1 protein-coding gene is annotated in these 935 nt (G+C 58.7%); it reads right to left on the reverse strand.

Annotation, left to right across the window (positions count from 1 at the left end):
* On the reverse strand, positions 1 to 901 hold a 901-nt coding region (locus tag ACFOM8_RS23025), incomplete at its 3' end, for a terminase gpA endonuclease subunit (RefSeq protein WP_377764687.1).
* Positions 902 to 935: the final 34 nt, after the last annotated feature.

A 935-nucleotide genomic window follows, 5' to 3' on the forward strand; every position in this document is an offset into this window, starting at 1 on the left:
CTGCTTCGACGGACAGGTGGCAGAGACCACCCAAGCCAGGAATGCGCAAAATCAATGGGTCAGAGACGGCGCATACGATCAGATCCATGTCGTCGTCCGCTTCACGGAGTGCCGAGCGGAGGACGCGGGTCCACACGCGGCGGTTATCTTTGCCAGCGCAAAACTCCTCGACGCTTTTGCGATGATGTCCCCCAGCATCTACGCCGCACGCCTGGATATATAGAATCCTTCCGTCCTCCGTCTCGAAGGGCTTGAGAAGGATATCCTCCTCCAAGATGTCCCAGGGCTCAGATGTTGCGGGGTCGCCCGGTATAACGTGATATCCCAGAGACCAAGACTCATCACCATCTCCCCAGCCCACGACTTCGCACTCGAGTCGCGCTCGGGTCTGGTCGGTCTTTCCGTTAGCTTCCCCGGTTTGGTTATCGACCCCGGCCGTGATGTATTTGACGCCAGCCGGGACTTTATCCCAGGGGACCTCGACCCGAGCCGCCAGCATCTCGGGCTTGGCTTCGAAATGGACCTGCTGGTCGTCAGACTCGAAAGTTTCGGCCAAGGTCTCGTTGACAAACTGCCGGAGCTTCGCCCGATCTCCCTGTGCGTCCAGCCAATCTTTGACAATAGACTCCAGGTTTCTGAAGGTGGTGTAGAGAGCATTCGCGCGGAATCCCGCGTGTTCGTTGCTGACCGCCCAGGTTCCGCATTCTGTGCATGTCGCTCTGTGAACCCAGCCGTTGTCGAACCAGGATCGCGTCTCTTCCGGGCGCTGGTTCTTTCCGCAGCACGTAAACGGACGCGTCTGACGCCAGCTGATGGACCCCTTGGTGGAAAGCTTTTCATGATCGGCGGCCAGATGATCGTAACCACCCGATTTCCACCGCCTGCCTGAGCGTGGGGTGATCGGCTAAGACACGTGCATAGCGACGTCGTTAACG

The sequence above is a fragment of the Paracoccus angustae genome (assembly GCF_042648745.1).
Lineage (GTDB): Bacteria > Pseudomonadota > Alphaproteobacteria > Rhodobacterales > Rhodobacteraceae > Paracoccus > Paracoccus angustae.